Genomic DNA, 23,350 nt, shown 5'->3' on the forward strand with positions numbered 1-23,350 from the left:
GAGAACTTCAAGAAATGCGGCTTTTGCCCCTCATATCCATGATGGTCGAGCGGCACGAAGAGGCAAGTTGACATGCGAGCTACCGCTTCCGCACCACGCCAAGTCATCCCGCAGTCAACGACTTCCAGTGAAGCGTCAAATATTGAACTTATACGCAATGTTGGGCCGGCGCGCGGGGCTTGTGCCGGCCCTCGGCATGCGGCCGGTGGGTTCATGGCGCGGCATCGAGCCGCCATGACCCACCGGCCGGTGACCTTTGCGGACGGACCTAACGCCGGTGGTTTCCGATCACGACGATGCCGTTCGTCCTGGCGCCCGTCTTGTTGTCGTAGAGGACATCGCCGGTGGACTTGTTCCAGATCTTGATGCGGAAGGTGTCCGGGCCGTCGGTGGTGGTGACTCTGAAGGCGTAGCCGCTCTTGCCGTCCACCGTGCCGGTGCCCTGGTAGACGGCCTGGGATCCGTTCACCACGAGCCAGTCGGAGCCGGTCGAGCGGAAGGTGAGCCTGGCGGAGCCGAAGACGAACGTGGCCGTGCCGGTGGGGACAGTGGCTCCCTTCCGGTACTGGGCGCCCAGGGTGAACGCCGCCTTTCCGGTCAGCCCCGGCTTGGCCGGGTAGGCACCCGCCGGCGAGGTGATCGTGCCCGCGCCGGCAGCGGGGCCGGCGGCACGGTCGTAGACGATCAGCTCCGCGAGGGTGGTGGTGTCCGTGCCCTCGTCATCGTCGGTGACCGTGACGACCGGGCGGTGGATGCCCGCGTCGTCGTAGACGTGTGCGGCGCGGCAGCCGGAGTCGGTGACCGTGCCGGTCGTCGGCTGCTCGCCGTCCTTCCAGTCGACCGTGCAGGTGTGGCGGTCGGCCGTGCCCGGGTCGTCGAAGGACGCGGTGACGACGGCCGCCTTGCCCACCGGGAGGGGCGAGCCGGGGCCCTCGGCGGACGTGATCGTCGGGGCGGCGTTGGAGACCTTGACGGTCGTGGTGTCGGTCCCGCGCCCGCCGGTCAGCGTGACCTGGAAGGTGCCGTCGTCGGTGCAGGTGAGGGTCGTCCGGGCCGCCGCGGGGTCCTTGACGGCACACGGGGCGCCGTCCTGGACGGTCCACTTGGGGGTGCCCGCCCCGGAGACCGTGCCGGCGAGCGTGATCGCCTCGCCCTCGGCACCGGTGGCGTCCGGCCCGGCATGGATGACGGTGACCGGGTCGATGCCGCCGAGGGTGGGGACGACCTTCTCGATCAGTCCGTCGGAGTCGAACTCCAGCTTGTCGATGGTCGTTTCGCGGTGGGTGCCGTCACCGCCGGGGATGGCGAAGCGGTGGTAGGCGATGTACCAGTCGTCGGTGTTCGGGACGTGGACGACGGAGTGGTGGCCCGGGCCCTTGATGCCCTGGGACAGGTCCTTCTCCAGGATCACGCCCTGTTTGGTCCACGGGCCGGTGGGCGAGGGGCCGGTCGCGTAGGCGACGCGGTAGTTCTCGTCCCGGGTGTCGTTCTCCGACCACATGAAGTAGTAGGTGCCCTTGCGCTTGATGACGAAGGTGCCCTCGTTGTAGCCGCTCGGGGTGATGTCCGTGACCTTCGAGGTGTCGATGGAGGTCATGTCGTCGCCCAGCGGGACGACATAGGCGCGGCCGTTGCCCCAGTAGAGGTACTTCTTGCCGTCGTCGTCGGTGAAGACCGCCGGGTCGATCATCTGGCCGCGGAAGTCACCGGCCTTCAGCAGCGGCTTGCCCAGGGCGTCCTTGAACGGTCCGGTGGGCGAGTCGGACACCGCGACGCCGATGTTCGCGTCGGCGCAGAAGTAGAAGTAGTACTTCCCGTCCTTCTCCGTCATGGCCGGTGCCCAGGCCCTGCTGTCCGCCCAGCTGACGTCCGGCCCCAGGTCGAGGATGACGCCGTGGTCCTTCCAGTGGACCAGGTCCGTGGAGGAGTAGGCCTTGAACTGCGTGCCACTCCAGCCCTCGAAGCCGTCGGTCGTCGGGTAGATGTAGAAGGTGTCGCCGAAGCGCTCGATGTTCGGGTCGGCGTTCAGACCCGGCAGGACCGGTGTCTTCATGATCAGTGCCGACACGGTCCAGGTGCGCTTCGCGCCGTCGGAGCCGGTCACCTCGTACGTCACGGGCTTGGTGAAGTCCTGCACGCTGCCGGAGGCGGGGCTGATCGACGCACCGTGGGCGAGGCTGAACTCCGGTGCCAGCGCGGTGACGTCCGTGCCCGCCTTCAGCGGCAGGGTGACCCTGCTGTCGGCGTCGTCGATCAGTGCGTCGACCTTCAGCGCCGGGTGCGTCACCTTGGCGATGCCCGTCGTGTTGCCGCTGAGCTCCTGGACCTCCGCGGCCGACAACGCCCGGTCGTAGACGCGGAAGTCGTCGACCTCGCCGCCGAAGTACGGGTCCGCCCCGTACAGCGACTTGCCGATGTAGCCGCTGTAGTCCTTGTTCGCGTCGTACAGGTCGGCCGGCTTGATGCCGACACCGGTCGCGCGGGCCGCCTCGAGGCCCTCGACGTACAGGACCATCGTGCCGGTCGAGCCGTCGAGGGTCACGGTGACGTGCCGCCACTGCCCCGGCGTGAGCTGCGAGCCCGCCGTCACCTTGGACTCCGCCTGCCAACTCGCCTTGGTGATCGCCGAGTACAGCTTGGAGCTGCCGTTGGACGGGGTGGCGAAGAGGTACTTGTCGCTGTCGGGGCCCAGCCCGAACAGCCACTGGAAGCCGTCGCCGCCCTTCCACTTGGCGTACGTCGACACGGTCACGCTGTCGGCGTTCTTCAGCACGCCGTTCGGGATCTTCACGTACGGAGAGGTGGTGGAGCCGCCGGAACCGCCGGACATCTTGAACGAGCCGCCGCGCACGCCGCTGCCGAAGTCGGGCGTGCGGACGTAGGTGCCGTGGTAGCCGTGCCCGCTGGAGTCACGGGCGATGCTGCCGCTCGTCTCGTCGAAGTCGTAGTGCAGGAGCAGGCCGGCCGGAGCGTCGGAGCCCTCCTGCGACACGGTGACCTCGGCCCGGACAGCAACCGCGGCGCCGTTCGGCAGGCTGCCGGTCACGGTGAAGGTGCCCGGCTGTGCGTACGACGACGCCGGGACGTCCGCCCAGTCGACGGAGACGGGCCGCTTGACGCCGTCGGCGTACTCGGCGACGACCGTGGCCGGCAGGACCGGGGCCTCACCGACCCGCGTCTTCACCGACACGTCCTCGACACTCTTCACGAGCTGGTCGGGCTGGTAGGCGCGCAGCAGCCGGTCGTACTCGGCCTGGGTGACCGGCAGCACGGTGCCGTGGCGGGGCTTGGCCGGCAGGTCGTAGCCGGTGGAGGGGGTCCAGGTGCCGGAGTCGAGGTCCGTCGTCTCGAAGGGGATGTAGCCGCGGCCGCCGAACTCGTCGAGGAACGCGTACCACTTCTCCTCGGTGTTGGACTTGAACACCAGCGGTCCCTCGGCGGCGTTCATCGCGCCCTTGCCGATGCCCTCGGCGACGGCGGTCCAGGACGGGTTCAGGATCGAGTCGCTCTTCTCCTCGAAGATGAACTTGCTGTTGGGGGTGGAGGAGGTGTTGTTCCGCTCGTCCTTGGACAGGCGGTAGTACGTGCCGTCGTGCCGGATCATCGTGGAGTCGATGACCGAGTAGCCGCGGTCGATCCAGACCTTGGGCTCGCTGAAGGTGTAGAAGTCACGGGTGGTGGCGTACATCATGCGGTTGTACGTGTCGCCGGAGTGGTCGGCGTTGTCGTACAGCTTCGACGCCCAGAAGACGACGTACTCGCCGCGCTCGGCGTCGTAGAACGCCTCCGGCGCCCAGGTGTTGCCCGCGCTGTCGGGTGAGACCTTGACCAGGCGCTGGTTCGTCCAGTGGACCAGGTCGGTGGACTCCCAGACCATGATGGACTTGCTGCCGGTGCGCTGGGAGGCGTCCCAGTCGCCGTTGCCGTAGATCCTGAGGTCGGTGGCGATCTGGTAGAACTTGTCGCCCTCCGGGGAGCGGATGATGAACGGGTCGCGCAGGCCCTTCTCGCCGAGCGTGGAGGTGAGGACCGGCTTGCCGTCGTTCAGCTCGCGCCAGTGCAGCGGGTCGTTGCCCTTGCTGAGGGCTGCGTAGAGCTGTTCGCCGTCCGAGGTGCCCTCGCCGGTGAAGTAGCTGAACATGTAGCCCTTGAGGGCCGCCTCGGCGGGCAGTTCGGGCACCTCGGCCGTGAGGACACGGGTCGCCCGGGCCTCGCCCTTGGTGACGGTGGCGGTCAGCTCGACGGTGGTGGCGCCGTCGCCGTGCGCGGGGCGGTGGACCTCGCCGTCGGCGGAGACGACGTCCGGTTTCGCGGAGGACCAGGTGACAGCCGTGCCGTAGTCGCCGCTCCTCGGCAGGGTGAGGTTGCCTCGGACGTCGTCGAGGTTGTGGACCGTGAGCGCCTCGGCGGCCTTCCGCGTGGCGGCGTCGTCGTCGAGCGCGGGCCGGACCGTGACGTCGAAGGTCTTGGTGCCGGTCACGGTGCCCTTCTTCAGGGTGGCCGTGAGAGTGGCCCGGCCGTCCGGTGAGCCGGCCTCGGGGCGGGTCACCTTGCCGGTGTCCGACACCACGGACGGGTTGTCGCTGTGCCAGCTGATGGAGGAGCCACCGGCCGGGCCGGTCCTGGGCAGGTCCAGGTCGGAGGTGATGCCGCTGGTGTCACCGAGGCTGAGGGCCTCCTTGTCGTCGGCGACGCCCTGCGTGGCGACGGGGAGGGAGAGCTGCTCGACCTCCGGGGCGTCCAGTGCCCGGTCGTACACGCGGAAGTCGCGTATGCGGCCCTTGAAGAGCTTGTCGCCGTCGTAGACCGACTTACCGATGTAGTTGGCCTTGGTAGTGCCGGATCCGATGGCGCCCGGGGTGGTGGTGACCGCAGTGTTGCGGCCGACCTCGATGCCGTCCTCGTAGAGCACGCCCGTGGAGCCGGTCTGGGCGTAGGTGATGTGCTTCCACACCCCGCGGGTCAGGTTGTGGGAGTCGGACGGCTTGGTGGTCTGCTCGGTCGACCAGTTGCCCGTCGCGACGGAGGTCCGGAAGGAGTTACCCGTGGTGAACAGGTAACCGTTGCCGGTCCCCGCGCTGGTGTTGCCGAAGCCGTAGAGGAAGTAGGGCGTGCTCTGGGCGGAGTCGATCAGTACGTCCATGGAGACGGTGATCGCGTTCATGCCCTTCATGACGTCGTCCGGCGCCTTGATGTAGGTGTCGGACCCGTTGAAGGCGAGCCCCTGGCCGGATGCCGACCAGTCGGCGGTGCCACTGATCGTGCCGTTCCGGCCGTTGCCGGAGGCGTCGGTGACGGTGCTGCCGGAGCTTCCGTCGAGCTTGTACCACAGGGCCAGGCCTTCGGTGATGTCCGCGGCTTCGGCCGCCGGTGCCGCCGGTGCCGCCTGGGCGGAAGCGATGGGTCCGGCGAGGGTGAGCAGCATCGACGCGGCGGTCAGTCCGGCGAGATGGCCCGCCCGACGTCTCGCGCGGCTGCGAAGGCGTGCGACGTGCGTCATGTCGAGGTTCCCTGCTGAGGCATGGCTGATGACGGACAAGGCGGAACGCAAAACGAGGAGCCGACAAGGCGACGGCAAGTCCTTGCCATGAGCCTGCCGTTACACGCAGGTGACGTGTGTTGCGAGAGTCTCAGTCGACGCCCTGGGCAGCGTCAATAGGTTCCGAACAATGTCCGACGGGTCGAACAAATCCGTCCGGCTCGCGGTGGTCTACGGTGGTGAGCCGGGCATCCTGCGTGTGGGCTGGTCAGCGCCACAGCGATCACCACTGACGCGGTGCCGTCGACCACCCACGCCGAGCTCCAGGCCGTGATCGACGTCGGCGTCGCCGCGTCGGCGCCACCGAACGGCGTGGCCTCCGGCATCGTCTTGGCGGCCGCGGCCGCCCCCTCCTCGCCCTCACCCGCGGCGTCCTGGCCCACGCGTCCGCTCCGTACTCGGGCAGCCGCTCCCTCTTTGTGGCCGGGCTCAACCACGCTTCGAATTCGTCGAGCCCACCAACCCCCTCTCCCCCGCCCTGTGCGACGAACTGGAGGCGGTACTGGGGCCTGGCCCCGGCGCGATCGCCGTGGCCGGCCACGACCGCTGGCTGCGCCGACGGTGGCAGGGCCTCGAACTACGTCTGGAACCGGGTGGCGGCCGACGGGAGGAGGTGTCGTACGAACTCGAACACACTGCCACCAGGGAGAACCGTCTGGAGCGGTGACGCTCCTTGCACCCGGCAGGAGTCACCTGTCAAGGTGGTGATGTGAATCTTGACCATGTATTCGTATGCGGACACCCGGCTCTCGACTTCGCGGCCACCCTCCGGGCCCGGCGCTCGACCCGGTTCGAGATGTTCGTGACGCCGGAGCGGCTGAATGCCTGGTACCTGGAGTCCAGTCTGGTGGACACGATCACTCCCGGCGAGGAGGACGACGTCCGGGCGGCGACGACCGTACGCGAAGCCATCTACCGGCTCGTCACGGACCGCCGTCTCGGCGGGGAGTTCGACCGCGAAGCGCTCGCCGTGGTCAACGCCGCCGCGCGCAAGCCTCCCGTGACACCGCAGCTCACCCTGGCCGGACGGCACACCGACGCGACGCCGGAGCAGGCGCTGGCGACCGTCGCCCGGCAGGCCGTGGAACTGCTCAGCGGCCCGGACGTCCCCTTGATGAAGGAGTGCGGCAACCCCGAGTGCACCCGGGTCTACATCGACCGCTCCCGGGGCATGCGACGCCAGTGGTGCGGCATGGAGTCCTGCGGCAACAAGATCAAGGCCGCCGCATACCGCGCACGCAAGAAGACCGCGCCCGCCGCGACTGCACGCTGACACCCTCACCTGGGCGGCGCGCGGTCCCGGCGAATGCGGGGCTCAGTCGGCGGCGAGGTCTTTGAGGGCCTTGCGGAACACTCCGTCGAGGTGTTGATCCGGTGGAACCGCTCCTCGCCATCGAGGTTGCAGTAGCTGAACTCGCCGATCACCCGGCCGAGTTCCGCGGTTGCCGGAGACCGGTGTCGACAACGATGTTGTCGTCGTCCTGCTCCGGGCGCCGGAACGTCGCGTCCACGACGAACGTCGCCCCGTCTGGCGTTGACACCGGCTGGTCGCCGACTACACGGCGGCCTGACCGGTGCCACCCATCCCAGATAAGTCCGAACGAGCCGCGCACATCAGTCACTTGACGGTAGGTCCGGGGTGTGCGTGCGACCGCGACAGGAGTTCGGCTCGAAGCCGATGCGCGGGTACACGGTGCCCCGGCGACGGTCGCCTGCAGGGTGGCCCAGGTCAGTCCGGTGGCGCGGGAGCCCTCGTACAGCGCCTTGCGCGTCACCGTCTCGCCGTAGCCTCGGCGCTGCTGTCCGGAATCCGTGGCGACGAGCACGACGAAGAGCCGGCCCTGTGCCTCGACCGTGGCGGCGCAGGCGAGCGGGGCGCCGTCCCGCAGAGCCGGGTAGGCGTACGCCTCCCGCTTCCACAGCGCGGAGCCGACCAGACCGTCGCGGCCATCCTCCAGGGGGAAGCCGTAGGCGCGCGAGTTGATGTCCGCGCCCGCTGCTGCGCACACAGGTTCCGCCGGAGGATTCCGGCGGAACCTCTTCGTCCTCACGCGCTCTCACACAGGTCTCACCGACTGTGCGGACTCCCTCGGAATCCGAGGCCCTGTCACCCGAGTTGATCGTCAAGTACGCGACGGACCACCTGAACTGTGTCGGCGTTCACGTTCAGGGCGCCACGGCAGCTTCCGCACGGGCCAGGGCGACTTCCAGTACGACCAGCAGCGCATCGCGGACCGAGCCCGTCTTCCGCGCGTCGAAGACGATCAGCGGAACGTGCTCGGCGATGTCCAGTGCCCACCGCACCTCGTCGAGGTCGTGCTCGACCTCCCCGTCGAAGGCGTTGACGGCGACCGCGAAGGGGACGTCTTTGTGCTCGAAGTAGTCCACCGCCGCGTAGCAGTCGTCCAGTCGGCGGGTGTCCACGATCACCAGACCGCCGAGGGCGCCCTCCACCAGGTCGTCCCACATGAAGCCGAACCGGTCCTGGCCCGGGGTGCCGAAAAGGTACAGCTTGAGCGTCGGGTCGATGGTGATGCAGCCGAAGTCCATGGCGACCGTGGTGGTGGTCTTGCCCGGAGTGTGCGTCAGATCGTCCACTCCCGCCGCGACCTCGGTGATCGCGGCCTCCGTGGTGAGCGGCCGTATCTCGGAGATCGAGCCCACGGTCGTGGTCTTGCCGACACCGAAGCCGCCGGCGATGACCAGTTTGACCGGCGTCGGCGGCTGTTCAACTGGTGTCACGGAGTGTCCCCCGTGAGTCGGGGACGGCACGAAGACCATCGATAACCCTTCGCAGTACGGAGAGATCCTGGGCGGTCCCGGCGTTCGGCCGGTGGACCGTCAGATGCCCTGCGGCACGCAGGTCCTCGGCCAGCACGCGGACCACGTTGAGGTGCAGTCGCAACCCGGCGGCCAGTTCCGCCACCGACTGCGGCCGCCGGCAGGCCGCGATGATGTCGTGATGTTCGAAGGTGAGCGAGTGCAGGACGGAGAGCCCGGCCGAGGTCGACACGACCTGGGTCTCGACCGGGATCGGCAGCGCCGCGCCGCCCCCCGACACCCGGCCTGCGGTCAGCAGGAACGGCCGGATCGCGGGGGCGCGGCCGGCGGCCTGATCCGGCGAGCCCCCGGCGTGCCCCGCTGCGTCGTGTGGTGGTCCGCCGACGGCCATCACGATCCCTTTCCGATGTGCCTGTACCCGTGCCCCGGGCGGGGACGGTCAGCCGGCCGGGGCCGCGCCGACACTGTTCTTCAGCTCCAGCACCAGCTGGGGGGTGAGCGCGGCCCCGGCCCGGTTGGCGAAGAGGGTCATCTCGTAGGCGATGTTGCCCAGCTTCGCCTCCTTGGAGGTCACCACTCCCAGGACGGCGCCGCAGCCGATGGCCGACACCAGCACATGGCCACCCTCCAGATCGATGATGACCTTGTTGAGACCGCCGAGCCCATAGTTGCCGGAGGCGCCCGCGGCGAGACTCGTCAGGCCGGACACGATCGCGGCGAGCCGCTCGGAGTCGGCGTGCTCACGCAGTTGGGAGACGGCGATCAGCAGGCCGTCGGACGACACGGCGATGGCGTCGACCACACCGGCGGTCTCCGTGGCGAACCGGTCGAGCAGCCAGGTGAAATCGGCCGCGGCGGCTCGCAGATCGGTGGGTTCCGGCCGCTCGGAACTGCTGTCAGCTGTCGACGTGGTCACTGCCGGACTCCTTCTGGGATTGCTGGTGGTGCGATGGTGCTGATTTCATCCGGGCGTGAGCACTGTCCTGCTCTGCCCTGCGCACGGCTGCCTCGAACTCGTCGAGCTCCGAGCGGACGGCCTCGGCGTCGGCGGGCTGCCGCACCGTCGGCGCCCCCCGGTCCGCCCGCGAAGAGGTCATGGCGAGTGTCGCCCCCCGTACCCGCCGCCGCAGCGGCCGTGAGTCCTCCGCGGCACGCTGTTCGCCCGAGGCGGCCGTCCGCTCCCCTCCGGCGTCCTCGACGGTCCGTTCCGCGGTGGTCGGTCCCACGCCGGTGCGCGCCGGGCGGCGCCGGGGAAGCGCGTCGCGCGACGAGGGGGCCGCCGACCGCTCGGTGACACCGGTGGCGGAGACCGGTACGCGCGACGGCGCGGGCGCGGCGATCTCCTGCCCGGTCCTCACCGGGAACGCCGTTACGGCTCCGATCGGGCCCGTGTCCACGAGCTGCTCGGGGCCCTCGGCGTCCTCGGGACTCATGGTCAGCAGGAGCGCGGCGGGGATCCAGACGGTTGCGGTGACCCCGCCGCCCGGCGTACGGCTCAGCGACACGCGCACACCCCACCGCCGGGCAAGACTGCCGACCGCGAAGAGGCCGAGCACCCTGGTCGGCACCAGGTCGAGCCGTTCCCGGCGCACGAGCCGGGCGTTTTCCTCGGCGAGGCGCTCCGCGCTCATGCCGAGGCCGTGGTCGATGACCTCGATCAGCGCCCCGCCGTCCTCGGTGACGTCGGTCCCGGGGCGGACGGCCACCTCGACGGGCGTGTGGGAAGGCGAGAACGCGACCGCGTTCTCCAGCAGTTCGGCGAGCATCAGCGTCAGGTCACCGACGATGTCGGGCGTGACGGTGACCTCCGTCTCGGGCCGCAGAGACACCCGCTGGTAGCCCTCGATCTGGCCGAGCGACGCCCTGATGACGTTTGCCAGGGGGGTCGGCCAAGCCTCGACGCCGGTCTCCCGGATTCCGGCGAGCAGCATCAGGCTGTCGGCGTTGCGCTGGAGGCGTACGGCGATGTGGTCGATGCTGTACAGCCGTTCGAGCAGTTCGGGGTCGGTCTCCTCGCGTTCGACGGCGTCGATCAGCATGAGCTGACGCGTCGTCAGGTTGCTTACCCGCCGGCCGACGTTGCCGAACATCTCGGCGACGTTGCGCCGGCTGAGCACCTGCCGCTCCAGCAGTTGGGCGGCGGTGACCTGAACCTGGTTGAACGCCTCGGCCAGTTCGCCGATCTCGTCACGGACCGGGACCGGGATCGCCCTCGGCCGCAGCGGGGTGCTGTCGGCGGACTCGTCGTCGGAGACCCGGGCGAGTTCCTCGCCCGCCACGTCGGCCACCTCCTGGGCGGAGCGGGTCAGGGCCTCCAGGGGGCGCACGACCGAACGCCGGATCAGGACGCAGAAGGTCAGCCAGGCGGCGAAGCCGAGAACGGTCAGACCAAGCAGGTAGACGGCGTTCCGCAGGGCATCCGCGGAGACGGCGTCGGCCCGGGCGGCGGTCTGCTCGATCAGCGACCTGGTGATGCCGAGTCGGGCTTCGGACTGCCGGGTCCCGTCGGCGATCGCCTTGCGGAGCTGCGTCGGCGTCTGGCCCTGCAGTGCCCCGGGATCGATCTGGAGCTCCGCGAACCGGGCTTCGACACCGTACCGTTCGGCACTGCGCCGGATGCCGTCCATGCGCAGGACCTGCGCCGGTGTGGCGGTGCGCTCGAACCGGTCCAACTGGTGGTCGTAGAGCTTGCGAGCGCCGACCGCCCGGCTGTACTCGGTGAGGGCGTTGGCGTCCCTGGTCTGGGCGGAGAACACGGCGCTCTCGAAGGCCGCGTGGGACGCGTCGGCGCGCAGCACCGTGTCCAGGAGTGTCACGACCGAGGACGACGAGGTGCCGGAGTAGCGCCCCAGGCCGATGCCGTCGATCAGGTACTCGACCGCGGAGGCGTACGCGGGGTCGATGTTGGCGGCGGGGACATAGCCCCGCTCGAGCTTCTCGCGCAGGACACCGAGGCCACGCATGTAGTCGAGCGCCTGCGTCTCCTCAGGCGGCAGGCCGGAGGCGAACGCCGAACGCACGGCGGCGACCTGCGCGTCGGTGCTCCGCTGTGCCCGACGGTAGTCGGTGATCGGCGGCAGCGGGACTCCGGGGCGGGCCGAGTCGTAATGCACGGAGAGCAGGAGCGCCTGCCGGTGTTCGGCCTGTACGTCGTTGATGAGCTGCGCGACCTGTTCACTGTCGCGCACCAGGTCCGCGATCCGGCCCGCGTCCCGGGCCTGCCGCACCTGGCCGTAGGCGCCGACGCCGAGCAGTACGCCGACGACCGCGATGGGCGCGATCACCAGGACGTTGAGCTTACGCCGGAAGGGCCACCGGTCGAGAACGGTCGCCACCTTGCGGCGAAACCGCGGAGTCCGGCGGGCATGCCTGGGCGGGTCCGGTGCGTGCGGCGGGTTCCCTGTGGTGGCGGACACCCGGGCCTCCTTCGACGTGCTGCTGAGCGGTGACGGGGGTGTCGTGTTCACGGACCGCCGACCGGCCGGCACCGGACGTGACACTTTCGCGGCCTTCATCGCTGATAGGAACGAAGAGATCGCGCCAGGTGTCTGGAACCAGCTGGGCGAGAGTATCGCCTTTACCATGACATGACAAAGTTTGGGTCATAAAGAATCGATGACGGAACGTTTGCGAAGTATCTCCCAAGTACAATGCTTCGCCCGATGAGGCGCTCGTCCTGCTGCACACCGCTGATCGATCCACGGTGCTCAGTGCGGACGTTGACGCGGACCGACCAGTCGAACGCGCCCCTCGGCTCGGGCACGCGCTGCCTCCCCGAGCCACCCGAGCCACCGCCGGGCATCACCGCCCGCAGGCCTCGCGGGCCTCTCCTCCCGCCGCCGTCCTGATCCTCACGACAGTGGCCACGCGCGGGAACCGTCGCCGACCCCACGCTCCGCCTCCCCACCCAGCCCTGCCCTCTCTCGCACCGTGTTGGAGACCCCGTGCACCCCACCCGCAAGGCGGCCGTCACGGCCACCGCTCTCCTGGCCTCGGCCACCATCACCCTCACCACCGGCTGCGAGAGCGGTTCTCCCACCGGCGGATCCGTCGCCGCCTCCCCCAGCGGCTCGGCCAGGCCCGGCTGCCCCACCGCCCTCGCCGAGGCCAAGCGGGCCGTCAAGACGGCCGAGGACGTCAACGCCCCCTGGTCCGGACCGACCAGCGGGCCCCGGGCCGTCCCCGACAAGACCATCGTCTACATCGCCCAGACCCTGACCAATCCCGGGGTGGCGGGCGTCGCCAAGGGCGTCCAGGAAGCCGCCGGCGTCATCGGCTGGCGCGTCCGCACCCTCAACGGCCAGGGCACACCCTCCGGAATCAAGGCCGCCTTCGCCGAGGCCCTGGCCCTCGAACCCGACGGCATCGTCATCGGCGGCTTCGACCCCACCTCCACCGCCGCACAGGTCGAGCAGGCGAACGCGGACGGCATCCCGCTGATCGGCTGGCACGCCGTCGCGGCTCCCGGCCCCAGCGAGCACCCGAAGCTGTTCAGCAACATCACCACCCGGGTCGAGGAGGTCGCGAAGATCAGCGCCGACTGGATCATCGCCCGGTCCAACGGTCGCGCGGGCGTCGTCCTGTTCACCGACGCCTCGATCCCCTTCGCCAAGCGCAAGTCGGATCTGATCAAGAAGGAACTCGCCACCTGCTCCGGCGTCAAGCTGCTGAGCTACGAGAACGTCCCCATCCCGCAGGCGGGCAGCCTCACCATCAAGAGGGTGTCCTCCCTGGCCTCCCGCTTCGGCGACAGGTGGACCCATTCCGCCGCCATCAACGACCTGTACTTCGACCACGCGGGCCCCGCCCTGCGTGCCGCAGGCAGGCAGGGCGACGGCACCCCGCTCAACATCGGGGCCGGTGACGGAGATCCCTCGGCCTTCCAGCGCATCAACAGCAAGGAGTTCCAGGCCGCCACCGTGCCCGAACCGCTGTCCGAACAGGGCTGGCAGATCATCGACGAGTTCAACCGTTCCTTCGCCGGCAAGTCGGCCAGCGGATACGTCGCCCCCGTCCACGTCACCACCGCCGCCAACAGCGGCGGCGCACTGTCCTGGGACTCCGAGGGCTACCGCGAGGCTTACCGCAGGATCTGGGAGAAGTAGACGCACAGCAGACCGGCGACCGGCTGGACCCGTGTTGTTGAGCCGTTGGGCGCCAAGGCCGGTGCTGACCCACCCTCCGGCGCCCTCGTCGCGCAGGACCAGGACGAGTACCAGCACGTCGTGGTACGGGCCATCTCGAGGGCGCCGGTGTGGTGGCGGCGGGGGCAGGTTTTGAACCTGCGGTCTGGGTTGTGAGCCCAGCGAGCTACCGAGGGTGCTCCTGCCCGCGCCATTACCCACCAGCGTTCGTTCGAGTGCGCGTCGGCCCAGGTCAGTCCCTCTGTGCGCCCGTCGGCAGGGTGCGCAGCCGCATGGTGCTCGCCGAGCTGGTGCCGAAGGCGTAGTCCAGCAACTTGGCAGCGTCTGTGTAGCGGTACTGGTCGTTGAGCAGCACGCCGATGACCGTCTTCTCGTTGCGGGTCGCGGCGAAGACGAGGCAGGGGCCGGACGGCGTGTTGGTGCCCGTCTTCACGCCGATCGCGCCGCTGTATGAGCCCAGCAGCTGGTTGGTGTTGTACCAGGTGTACGTGCGGGTGCCGCCGGTGCTCGTCGTCGCGTACTGCACGGTCTTCGGCTTCTTCACGATGCCCGCGAACGTCGAGTACTTCATCGCGCTGCGCGCGAGCTTGGCGAGGTCGCGCGGCGTCGTGTAGTTCGTGTTCTGCGTCGAGTTGCCGTCGAACGAGTCGAAATGCGTGTTGGTCAGGCCGAGGGTGTCCGCCTTGGCGTTCATCTTGCTGATGAACGACTTGGTCCGCGCCGAGATGGTCGTACCGGTGCCGAAGGTGTCCGCGAGGGCCATCGCGGCGTCGCAGCCGGACGGCAGCAGCATCGCATGGAGCAACTGGCGGATGGTGACCTTGTCGCCGGTCTTGAGATCCGCGGTGCTCGCGCCCTTGGCAGTGACGTAATCCCGGTAAGCCTGCTTGATGGTGACCTTCCGGTCGAGATTCAGGTCGGGGGTGCTCAGCACGACGCGAGCCGTCATGATCTTGGTGGTGCTCGCCATGGGCCGCTTGGTGTCCGCGTACTTGCTGTAGAGCGTGGAGCCCGTCGCGCTGTTGAGCATGAACGCGCCCTTGGCGCTGACCGAGGGCGCGGTCGCGGCCTGCGCGGGCGCGGTCAGGGCGCCGCCCGCGAGCAGCGCGCCGGTGGCGCCGGCGACAGCTACGGCTCTGCGGATGCGTACACCCTTGATGTCGGTTATCACTATGAACGCTCCGAGTGTGCCAAATGCCAGACGGCATTTGCGAAATGAAGCGGGGGGAGGCTCTAGGGAGACTCACGGGGCACACCGGGGGTTGTACGGCGGGCGGAAGTGATTCCGGGAGACCTGCGAGCGGCCGCTGCGGCGGACGCGTCCCGGATCAGCGTGCTGAACGCGCGGCACCCCGACGAGGCGGTCGGCGTCGCCGCACGGTTGAACGTGAACCGCACGCCGACAGCGGAGTGGCACGCGCGGCATCGACCGACGTCGCCCGCCATGTGGGGCGCGGTACCCGACGGCGGGCGGCGACCCCTGCCTCGACTGCCTCGACTGCCTCGACCTCGCGCTCCGCGGCCGCCGGGCCCGGAAAGCGGTGCGGCAGCCGGCCCAGTCCGTACATCTCCCGGCGGTGCGGTTCCCGCTCCGACGCGGGCAGGGCCGCCGAAGATGGTGGTGCGGGTCCAACCGCCGACTACCTGCCGGCGACCGTCGACGTGATGGCGTGGGCCGACATCACGTCCTGCGCGGTGTGCCGGCGCGCCTGGCTGCCGCCGTGCACTAGAGCGACGACGTGCGGATCCGCCACCGTCCTGAGGGGCCAGAGCGGCGGATCCACACCGCGAGAGCGCCCAGCGGGCCCGCACCAGTGGGGGCCCTCCGGTGCGGGCCGCCGGTCAGGAAATGGTGCGGCTGCCCCAGCCCGAGCCGACGCGGACCCGGTTGCCGAAGGTGCCGCGGCCGGTGCCCGGGTTGAGCCAGGCCACGCCGTCGGAATCGACCGAGAGCAGATCGGCTTTGGCGTCGCCGTTCAGGTCGGCGGCGCCGAGCACCTGGCGGTAGGTCTTGCCCCAGTCGCGGAAGACCAACACGCGGTCGGCGAGCTTGCCGGTGCCGGTGCCGTTGTAGCGCCACAGCTCGCCGGAGCTGTCGAGGGCCAGCACGTCTCCGTGCCCGTCACCGCTGAGGTCCCCGGCGCCGATCACGCGGGTGTACTTCCAGCCGGACCGGATCTTGACGCGCGGGGCGAATCCGGCGCTGCCGTCGCCCGCGTACAGGTAGATGTCACCGGTCGAGGCGGAGCGGGCCAACAGGTCGGTGCGGCCGTCGCCGGTCAGGTCGCCGGGGGTGGTGAGGACGTTGTAGCCGCGCCAGTCGGTGCCGGTCTTCCGGTACGGGGAGCCGGGGGCGGGCACTCGGCCCGCCGGGGTCTTGTACATGCGTGCCTCGCCCGTGGGCAGCACGGCGAGGACGTCGTTGACGCGGTCCCCGTTCAGGTCGCCGAAGCCGGTGAACCGGGTGCCGGTGGGCCAGCCGGTGGCGACCGCGCCGCTGTGCACGGAGCCCGCGGCGAGGTGGCCCGCGGCGTCGCCGTCGTACCGGGTCAGGGTGGTGCCCCCGGTCAGGGCGAGCACGTCGGCGCGGCGGTCGTCACCGTAGTCCCGGACGCGGGGCAGCGGGCGGGTGGTGCCTGAGACGGTGTGCAGCGGGCCGCCGACGGCGGAGCTGTCGTACCAGAGCGCGGTGGGGCGGGTGCCCGCGACCGTGAGGGCGCCGCCCACGGTCCGGTTGTCGGTAGTGGTGGCCAGCGTCTTGGGCGCCGACCAGCCGCCGCGGGTACGGAAGCCGGAGACGAACCGGTACTTGCCGTTGCCGATGGACACGGCCCATCCCGCGTGCACCGTACCGTCGGAGGCGATGCCGGAGCTGACGGCGTAGCCGGCCGAGCCGAGGGGACGGCGATCGTCGGCCTGCTCGACGGCGCCCCAGACTCCGGAGCCGGCGGAGCGGGTGGTGGAGATCACCGCCTTGTCCCCGCCTCCGACGAGGGTGACGTCGCCGTTCGGGGCGGTCAGCGGACGGGGAAGGGCGCGAGGGGCGTACCAGCCGGTGAGCCCCGTCTGCTCGGTGGCACTCCACACTTCACCGGGGGCGTCCTTGCGCGCGAAGCGGACGGGGCCGCCGACGGTCGCCCACAGGAGGGTGAAGCCGCCGGCCGGGTCGGCGTCGAGGCGGAGGGCACCGGGCTGGGTACCGGTGACGGCGGTCAGGTCCTCCGCGTCGCCCCACGCGGTCGCGCCGGCCTTGCGCTCCATGATCCGGGAGTAGTACGAGGGCCCGGCCGTGGAGGTGACGCCGCCGCCGTCGCGTGGGCGGTCGTCGAGATTCCATGCGACGGCCGCGTTGCCCGCCTTGTCGATGGCGGCGTGCAGCCCGGTCAGGGACCACTCTCCGTCTTCGGCGTCGCTCGTGACGGTGTCGAACACGGTGGGCTCGGACCAGGCGCCGCCGGAAGCCGGCCGCTCGGACATGCGCAGCTCGCGGCCGCCGGGGATCCGGACGTCCCAGACGGCGGTGAGGCGGCCGGTGGCGCTGCCGAAGACCAGGGGGTGATCGGCCCAGGAGGAGAGGGTGGCGACGGTGGTCGGGTCGGACCAGCGAGTGGCGCCGGAGGCCAGGGTGGCGGCCTTCAAGAGGCTCTTGCCCTCCGGGAGGCGTTCGCGCCAGTAGGCGACGAAGGAGCCGTCGGCCTGCTGGGCGAGGGTGCTCGCGTCGAGGGGGTGGTCGGCGGCGGTGGACAGCGTCTGGGGCGCGGCCCAGGTGGTGGTGCCCGCCGGGCGGACCTGGACGGTGAGCCGACGGACCTCCAGGGTCTGTGTCGGGTCCTGTGGCTGGTCACGCAGGGCGACCAGGGCACCGTCAAGGCGGGCCTGCAGGCTCAGGACGCGGTGCTGAGCGGCAGGGGCGAGCTCGGTGGCCGTGCCCCATACGCCGGGCTGTACGGGGTCGGTGACCACGGCGGCCGCCCCCACCGTCGCCCCGGCCGCGGTGCCCGCGGTCGGCACGGACGCTGCCTCGGCGGACAGAGCCCCCACCAGGCTCCCGCTCAGCACGAGCGCGAAAGCCCCTCTGATGACATGCGAGTTCACGATCCGGTCCCCCCCGGTTCCAGACTGGGTGATCAAAGTGGGTGGATCTTATATGACCGGAGTGAAACTCCGACATCCCGACGGCCGGGCCCGCGGCAGTCGGCGGGCCACCTCCGCCGGTGAGGGCCGAGTCGACAGCCGCCACACGGGTGAACCCGCACGCCGGGCCGCCTACGGATGGAAGCCCCCCTCGCCCTCGACGCGGACGCCCGTCTCCTCTCCGGGGCGGATCGAAACCGAGCCCACCACGCGGATGCCGATGGGTGTGTCGTGGCCGTCGACAGCCACGGTGACCATGGCGTCGTGGCCGTAGTGCGAGACGTCGGTGACCGTCCCTCTGACCGCGCCCGCACAGTCCGCGTCGGTGAGGCGGAGTTGTTCCGGACGGAGCAGGACCGTGCCGGTGCGGAGACCCCCGGGCGGGGCGGCCAGGGGCACCGTGCCCAAGGCGGTCCGGGCCGTGTTGTCGGCGTCCACAGTGCCGGGGAGCAGGACGGCGTCGCCGACGAAGCCGGCGATCCAGGGATCCGCAGGGCGTCGGTAGAGGTCCTGCGGGGTGGCGCACTGGGCGACCCGGCCGTCCCGTACGACGGCGACGAGGTCCGCGGTGGACAGGGCCTCCTGCTGGTCATGGGTGACGAGCACGGCCGTGGCGCCGCTCGCCCGCAGCGCGGACCGTACGTCCGCCCGCACTCCTGCCCGCAGCGCGCTGTCGAGGGCGCTGAACGGCTCGTCGAGCAGGACGAGTCGAGGTCGCGGGGCGAGCGCGCGGGCCAGGGCGACGCGCTGCTGCTGACCGCCGGACAGCTCGTGCGGCATGCGGTCGCCGTATCCGGTGAGGCCGACCAGTTCGAGCATCTCGTCCGTGATGCGCCGCCGTTCGGTTCGGTCGACGCCGGTCAGGCCGAAGGCGACGTTGCGGGCCACGCTCAGGTGCGGGAAGAGGGCGCCCTCCTGGGGCACGATGCCGATACGGCGCCGCTCCGGCGGGACGTGGACGTCGGGCCCGCTCAGCAGCCGGTCGCCGAGTCGGACGGTGCCCGCGTCGGCGCGCAGGAAACCGGCGACGACCCGCAGCATGGTGGTCTTGCCGCAGCCGGAGGGGCCGAGGACCGCCGCCAACGCGCCTGCGGGGACGGTGAGTTCGAGTCCGCACAGGATCGGCTCCCCGGCTCCGTAGGACTTGGTGAGTCCTTCGACGTGCAGTTCGTTCATGTCCGGTGCCTGCCTAGGAGGTACGAGGGGACTGCGGCCAGCAGGATCAGCGCGGCGGCGTACGGGGCGGCTGCCGCGAAGGAGCCGGCGCCGGTCTCGGTCCACAGCCGGGTGGCGAGCGTGTCCATGCCGGTGGGACGCAGCAACAGGGTCGCCGGGAGTTCCTTCATGCAGACCACGAAGGTGAGCGCGGCCCCGGCGGCCACACCCGGGGCGGCCAACGGCACGGTGACCTCCCGCAGCACCTGCCAGGGTCGTCGCCCGAGTGAGCGGGCCACGTCCTCCAGGAGGGCGGTGCTGCTCAACAGCCTGCTCGACCAGGGGAACGACCGCTTCGACTGGGCCTACTGGTTCGTGGAGGCCCTGGTCTACTTCCTCGTCGTCCTCGCCGCCCTCATGGCCGTACCGCTGCTGGACCGGCTGGAGCGGCGGTACGCGTTCGGCCTGCCGCTGGCCCTCACGGCCGTCGGCCTGGTCGGCCGCTACGACATGCCGGGCCTGGCGTCCGCCCGTCCCCAGCTGAGCCCCACGGTGGTGTTCTGGCTGTTCACGCTGGGATGGGCGGCCGCGCGAGCCAAAACCGTACGTCAAAGGGCCCTGCTGACGGCGTTGCTGCTGCTCACCGTGCCAGGCCTGTTCCAGGACCAGCCCCTGCGCACGAGCATCGTGATCGTCGGCCTGGCGCTGCTGATCTGGGTACCGGCCCTGCCCAGCCTCAGCCCGCTCAACGCACTCGCGGGCGTCCTGGCGAGCAGTTCCCTCTACATCTATCTGACGCACTACCAGGTCTACCCCTACCTCCAGGAGGACTTCCCGCTCACCGCCCTGTTCACCTCCCTCGTCGTCGGCGTCGGCTACGGGGTGGTCGTGACCCGGGTGACGCGGCACTCTGCCGCACGACTCGTCAGTCTCACCCCGTAGACGCGGCCTTGAGTTGGGTCCGGGTCGGTGTTCGACTGCCGTTCTGTCACCGAGCAAGGCGCTGGTGGTGCTCGGCAGAAGTTTTGTCCGGCGTGCCGATGAGCTCTTGCGGGCTGTTGGGTCAGTAAGGGCATGACTGCTATGAACACGCCGCCGGTCGTCTCCCGCTCGGAGTGGCTGGCCGCAATCGACGCCCTGCGCGCCCGGGAGAAGGCGCACACCCGGGAAGGCGACGCGATCGCCGCCGCACGGCGCCGGCTGCCCATGACCGAGGTCGACCCGTCGACTCCGCTCGTCGGAGGCAACGGAAAAGTCCCCCTGATCGACGTCTTCGACGGCCGTACCCAGCTGTTCGCGTCGTATCACATGTGGCACGACGGCCGCCCCGCCGCCGAGCAGTGTGAAGGCTGCACCTTCTTCACCGGCCAGGTCCGTGAACTGTCCTATCTGCACCAGCGTGACGTCACCTTCGCCGCCTTCTGCCAGGGCCCCTACGAGGAGTCCGAACGCTACCGCCGCTTCATGGGCTGGGAGCTGCCCTGGTACTCCGTGCCCGCCGAGTCCCACGAACGGCTCGTCGCCGGTCGTCGTTTCGGCATGAAGGCGTGCTACCTCCGGGAGGGGGGCCGCGTCTACGAGACGTACTGGACCACCGGCCGAGGGGTCGAGCCCATGGCGCCCTCCTACGGCATCCTCGACATGACCGTCTACGGACGGCAGGAGACCTGGGAGGACTCCCCTCCGGGCTGGCCGCAGCCGTACGAGCCCCGCGGCCAGCAGTTCCGCGAGGACGGACGGCCGACCTCCCAATGGGCACGGATCGCCGCCGGGCACGACGACGACCTCCACGGCGGACAACCGAGCGCGGGCACCTCGGGCTGCTGCGGCTGAACCCGGTCCCGCCAGCCACAGCGGAGCCACCGTCCGAAGACGGCGGTGGGCACACCACGTGTGCCCACCGCGGTCCGCTCTCCGGCGGTGAGGCGTGCCAAGGCACCCACGGGTTCGCCGCGCCGGCCGGCTCACCGCGTCCACCTTGCCGCCCTCAACGCTGCCGCTGCACGGTTCCGGCTCCTCCTCGGACGCCTTCGACGAGGTCGCGGCGCGGCTTCGCCCGACCTACGAGGTGATCCGGCCGGACCTGCCGGGGTGCGGACTGTCCGGGCCCCGGACGGACCGGGACTACCGCATCGAGTCGTATGTCACCTTCGTCGCCCGTTTCCTCGACGGGGAGTCCGTGGACACCTGCGCGGTCGCAGGAAACGGTGGCCCCGAGACGGCTCCAGGTCAGACGGGAAGCTCCTTGATGTCGGACGGCTCGTGCGGCTCGATTCCGTTGAGGCGATGGCGGAACTCGCTGGAGCCGGGATAGGCGTCGCGGCGGGAGCGCATGATGGAGCCCAGCGGACGGTGAGCCTCCAGGGCGTGCACGAACTGAAGGACAGCACGTCGTCGGCGTAGCGGCGGCGGGCGTCTCCGCGTAGTGCACATCGGTCACAGCGGAGACGGCAGCGACCGTGGGGATCGTCACCTGGCCGTCGCAGGTGACCGTGATGAGGTTGTCGGCGCCCATGTCGAGGTGCTCGTCGAGGTTGACCGGCGGGACCACGAACGGGCCGATGGCCGCGGGCGTGAGGTCGACGGTCTTCTTGCCGTACGGTGCCGGCTTCTGGGCGTTGGCCAGGTCTGCGCTACACGGGTGCCTCCGCGACGTTCATCCTCGCGAACACACTCGGCGGCGGCTTCGCCCCGCTCAGCCACTGGGCGTCGCCCCTGGCGCTGGGTGGCTACGCGGGCGGGCTGTGCCTGGTCATGGCGTGTGTGCTGGCTCTGCCGGAGACCCGGGACGGGGAATTCGACCTCTGACAGCCACCTCTCAAAGGCATGGGTGCCGGCCCCGGCGCGACGTGCGCGCCGGGGCCGGGGTGCCGGGTCAGCCGATGCGGTCGGTCCAGCCGACCTTGAGGTAGGTCGTGCGGATGAGCGGGGCGGCGCCGAGTTCGCTGGTCTGCTCCAGTACGCGGCTGGTTTCCGGGTCGATGAAGTAGTAGGGGCCGTCCACGTGGGTGAGGGAAGCGGCGGAGTGCTCCGCCTCCAGTTTCTTCTTGGGAACCTTGCGGGGGAGGTTGATCACGGTGCCCGGACGGCCCTGGCTGTCCTTGACGTTCTGGGTCATGGTCACGCCCGGGGTGTCCGCGACGATCTGGAACAGTGCGGAGCGCAGCCGGGGGCTCGCCGGGGACTCCGCGAGCAGCGACATGATCTGGTCGAACCGCTGTGTGGCGTCCTTGGAGAAGTGGGCCTTCAGCGCTTCCGGGTCGGTGGGCAGCCGGTCGAAGTCGGTCCAGGACAGGCGTCGGTCGCCCACGGGCCAGTCGGCGATGTTGTGGCCCGACACGGTCATCTTGCCGCTGGGGTGCCGAATCCAGGTGGTGCCCGACCGGTCGCTGTAGACGGTCACCGTGGCCGTCGCCCGGCCGTCCTTCGCCCAGTAGTGGGACATCCAGTACTTCCCCTGGGGCGTCGGGACCTCGGTCGAGACCTCCGCCATCTCGTTCAGGAACCGGGCGGCCGCCGAGGCCGTGGACGCGGGCTTGCCTCCCACGTCCAGCACCGGATACACGACCGCGCCCGCAGCGAGCACCGCCACCGCCGCGCCCGCGACCACCAACCGCCGGCGGCGCGGGCCGCGGCTTCGCCGGCTCCCGGTCCCCGACGGTTCCTCCCCGTCCCGCCCGTGCTCTGCGCGGCCGATGACCCGTGGTGTCTGCGGAGGGGCCAGGTACGCCGTCGGACCGTCCCGTCGCGCGACGGCGGGCGGCAGCATGGCGTCATGAGCCAGGGCGGTGCGCGTGTTCGTGGTCTCGCGCTCCGCGAGGCGTGCCATCAGTTCACGGACGGCCGTGAGTTGGTCCGCCCGGGGCGGAGCCACGGCTCCGGCCGCTATGAGTTCGTCGGCGCCCGGGAAGTCGAGAATGTCGTGGCGTTCGTTCATCCTGCCCGTCCCGTCCATCCGGTGATCTCCGTTCCTGCTGTTCATGCCGTTCACTCCTTCTGTGTCCGTCACGTCGGGCCACCTGTCAGGTCGCAGGAGGCGCCGGAGCGCATGCGGTTGCGGGCGCGGTGCAGTCGGGTGCGAGCCGTCGCGGCGGGTATGCCGACCACGGCCGCGGCCTCGCTCGGCGTCAGCTGCTCCCAGGCGACCAGCAGCAGCAACTCGCGTTCGTCCGGGGGAAGTTCGGCGAGTTTCGTGCGCAGTCGTGGGGCCATCGCGGCGGCGACGAGCCGGTCGTCGACCGCCTCCCAAGGATCGTCGGCGCCGCTCGATCCCGCCGAGCCTGGCGGCCGGGGTTCCGCGAGCCGCCTCCAGTGCGCGGACAGGACGTTTCTGGCCACGCCGAACAGCCAGGCCCGTACGGACCCCCGATCGGGATCGAAACCGTGGCGCGTCGCGTACGCCTGGAGCCACAGCTCGGCGAGCAGGTCGTCGGCGGCTGACGGCGCGCGGCGCGCGAAGTAGCCGTGCAGGCCCTCCGAGTGGCGCTCGACCAGCGACTCGAAGGCTGCCGGATCGAGCGCTGTACGGGTCGGCACATGCTTGTCGTTCAGGTCCTTGGTCACCGGACCTCCGTCTCAGGACCTCTGCCGGCGACCG

General features: G+C 70.4%; 15 protein-coding genes, 1 tRNA gene and 5 pseudogenes. 7 read left to right on the forward strand and 14 right to left on the reverse strand.

Going from position 1 to position 23,350, the window contains the following annotated elements:
* Positions 1-268 precede the first annotated feature (268 nt).
* Positions 269-5,500 (reverse strand): family 43 glycosylhydrolase, encoded by a 5,232-nt coding sequence (locus ACZ6TU_RS26155; protein WP_469551423.1) that lies wholly within the window; start codon positions 5,498-5,500, stop codon positions 269-271.
* Positions 5,501-5,990: 490 nt separating this feature from the next.
* On the opposite strand from ACZ6TU_RS26155, the pseudogene ACZ6TU_RS26160 reads away from it, so the two are divergent.
* Both ACZ6TU_RS26160 and ACZ6TU_RS26165 read left to right on the forward strand, forming a co-directional pair.
* Positions 5,991-6,206, forward strand: a pseudogene (locus tag ACZ6TU_RS26160) (hypothetical protein); the annotation flags it as partial.
* Between the two features lie 42 nt (positions 6,207-6,248).
* Positions 6,249-6,812 (forward strand): CGNR zinc finger domain-containing protein, encoded by a 564-nt coding sequence (locus ACZ6TU_RS26165; protein ID WP_469551426.1) that lies wholly within the window; start codon positions 6,249-6,251, stop codon positions 6,810-6,812.
* Positions 6,813-6,880: 68 nt separating this feature from the next.
* On the opposite strand, the pseudogene ACZ6TU_RS26170 reads toward ACZ6TU_RS26165, so the two are convergent.
* The 6 genes and pseudogenes from ACZ6TU_RS26170 to ACZ6TU_RS26195 all read right to left on the reverse strand — a co-directional run.
* Positions 6,881-7,068, reverse strand: a pseudogene (locus ACZ6TU_RS26170) (6-pyruvoyl trahydropterin synthase family protein); the annotation flags it as partial.
* An 85-nt stretch (positions 7,069-7,153) separates the two neighbouring features.
* Positions 7,154-7,536, reverse strand: a pseudogene (locus ACZ6TU_RS26175) (GNAT family N-acetyltransferase); the annotation flags it as partial.
* A 169-nt stretch (positions 7,537-7,705) separates the two neighbouring features.
* Positions 7,706-8,320: a GTP-binding protein gene (locus ACZ6TU_RS26180; protein ID WP_274814497.1), complete on the reverse strand. Its 615-nt coding sequence runs from the start codon at positions 8,318-8,320 to the stop codon at positions 7,706-7,708.
* Entirely contained in the window at positions 8,268-8,711 is a 444-nt protein-coding gene (locus ACZ6TU_RS26185) for a DUF742 domain-containing protein (protein ID WP_467675958.1), read from the reverse strand. Before ACZ6TU_RS26185 ends, ACZ6TU_RS26180 begins: the two co-directional genes overlap by 53 nt.
* Positions 8,712-8,759: 48 nt before the next feature.
* Complete coding sequence (locus tag ACZ6TU_RS26190; RefSeq protein ID WP_274814499.1) at positions 8,760-9,236, reverse strand: roadblock/LC7 domain-containing protein; 477 nt, start codon at positions 9,234-9,236, stop codon at positions 8,760-8,762.
* Positions 9,217-11,736, reverse strand: coding sequence for an ATP-binding protein (locus ACZ6TU_RS26195; protein WP_469551431.1), 2,520 nt, complete (start codon positions 11,734-11,736; stop codon positions 9,217-9,219). Before ACZ6TU_RS26195 ends, ACZ6TU_RS26190 begins: the two co-directional genes overlap by 20 nt.
* A gap of 528 nt (positions 11,737-12,264) precedes the next feature.
* Here ACZ6TU_RS26195 and ACZ6TU_RS26200 point away from each other — a divergent pair.
* A complete protein-coding gene (locus tag ACZ6TU_RS26200) occupies positions 12,265-13,425 on the forward strand; it encodes a substrate-binding domain-containing protein (RefSeq protein ID WP_469551434.1) in 1,161 nt (386 codons plus the stop codon).
* 150 nt (positions 13,426-13,575) lie between these two features.
* Here the strand turns inward: ACZ6TU_RS26200 and ACZ6TU_RS26205 are convergent.
* The 5 genes and pseudogenes from ACZ6TU_RS26205 to ACZ6TU_RS26225 form a co-directional block, all read right to left on the reverse strand.
* Positions 13,576-13,656, reverse strand: a tRNA-Val gene (locus ACZ6TU_RS26205).
* A 40-nt stretch (positions 13,657-13,696) separates the two neighbouring features.
* Positions 13,697-14,635, reverse strand: a complete 939-nt coding sequence (locus ACZ6TU_RS26210; RefSeq protein ID WP_467675964.1) for a D-alanyl-D-alanine carboxypeptidase family protein — start codon at positions 14,633-14,635, stop codon at positions 13,697-13,699.
* A gap of 671 nt (positions 14,636-15,306) precedes the next feature.
* Entirely contained in the window at positions 15,307-17,559 is a 2,253-nt protein-coding gene (locus ACZ6TU_RS26215) for an FG-GAP repeat domain-containing protein (protein ID WP_469551438.1), read from the reverse strand.
* A 171-nt stretch (positions 17,560-17,730) separates the two neighbouring features.
* On the reverse strand, positions 17,731-18,774 hold the full coding sequence (locus ACZ6TU_RS26220; protein WP_469551442.1) for an ABC transporter ATP-binding protein: 1,044 nt from the start codon (positions 18,772-18,774) through the stop codon (positions 17,731-17,733).
* Positions 18,771-19,064, reverse strand: a pseudogene (locus ACZ6TU_RS26225) (ABC transporter permease subunit); the annotation flags it as partial. The pseudogene ACZ6TU_RS26225 and the gene ACZ6TU_RS26220, both read right to left, overlap by 4 nt.
* Positions 19,065-19,068: 4 nt before the next feature.
* Here ACZ6TU_RS26225 and ACZ6TU_RS26230 point away from each other — a divergent pair.
* The 4 genes and pseudogenes from ACZ6TU_RS26230 to ACZ6TU_RS26245 form a co-directional block, all read left to right on the forward strand.
* The gene (locus tag ACZ6TU_RS26230) at positions 19,069-19,695 is read left to right on the forward strand and encodes a hypothetical protein (protein ID WP_469551445.1); all 627 of its coding nucleotides are present in this window, start codon (positions 19,069-19,071) and stop codon (positions 19,693-19,695) included.
* Between the two features lie 132 nt (positions 19,696-19,827).
* Complete coding sequence (locus tag ACZ6TU_RS26235) at positions 19,828-20,586, forward strand: DUF899 domain-containing protein (protein ID WP_467675972.1); 759 nt, start codon at positions 19,828-19,830, stop codon at positions 20,584-20,586.
* 145 nt (positions 20,587-20,731) lie between these two features.
* Positions 20,732-21,067 (forward strand): alpha/beta fold hydrolase, encoded by a 336-nt coding sequence (locus ACZ6TU_RS26240; RefSeq protein ID WP_469551449.1) that lies wholly within the window; start codon positions 20,732-20,734, stop codon positions 21,065-21,067.
* Between the two features lie 314 nt (positions 21,068-21,381).
* Positions 21,382-21,561: pseudogene (locus tag ACZ6TU_RS26245) on the forward strand (MFS transporter); the annotation flags it as partial.
* A 67-nt stretch (positions 21,562-21,628) separates the two neighbouring features.
* On the opposite strand, the gene ACZ6TU_RS26250 reads toward ACZ6TU_RS26245, so the two are convergent.
* Positions 21,629-22,735, reverse strand: a complete 1,107-nt coding sequence (locus ACZ6TU_RS26250) for a hypothetical protein (protein ID WP_469551451.1) — start codon at positions 22,733-22,735, stop codon at positions 21,629-21,631.
* Between the two features lie 23 nt (positions 22,736-22,758).
* Positions 22,759-23,316, reverse strand: coding sequence for an RNA polymerase sigma factor (locus tag ACZ6TU_RS26255; protein WP_469551454.1), 558 nt, complete (start codon positions 23,314-23,316; stop codon positions 22,759-22,761).
* Positions 23,317-23,350 lie beyond the last annotated feature (34 nt).

The organism is Streptomyces sp. NPDC052064 (genome assembly GCF_055585925.1).